The 236-nt window shown below is 69.1% G+C and carries 1 protein-coding gene; it reads left to right on the forward strand.

From position 1 onward, the window contains the following. On the forward strand, positions 1 to 236 hold a 236-nt coding region (locus tag ACQG3P_RS23670), incomplete at both ends, for an NAD(P)H-dependent glycerol-3-phosphate dehydrogenase (protein WP_426806413.1).

Consider the following 236-nt stretch of genomic DNA (forward strand, 5'->3'; position numbering starts at 1 on the left):
GCCTGATTACCCGCGGCCTCAACGAAATGCTGCGCCGGGCCGCTGCGATTGGTGCCAAGCCGGAAACCCTCCTGGGCCTGGCGGGCTTGGGTGACCTGGTGCTGCCCTGCACCGGCGATCTCTCGCGCACCCGTCGCCTGGGCCTGGCGTTGGGGCGTGGGCAGTCACTGCAGGCCGCGATCCGCGAAATCGGCCAGGTGTTGGAATCGGTGCAGACCGCCGACGAAGTCATGCGC

It is taken from the genome of Stenotrophomonas sp. SrG (assembly GCF_050031795.1).
In the GTDB taxonomy this organism is placed as follows: domain Bacteria; phylum Pseudomonadota; class Gammaproteobacteria; order Xanthomonadales; family Xanthomonadaceae; genus Stenotrophomonas; species Stenotrophomonas rhizophila_A.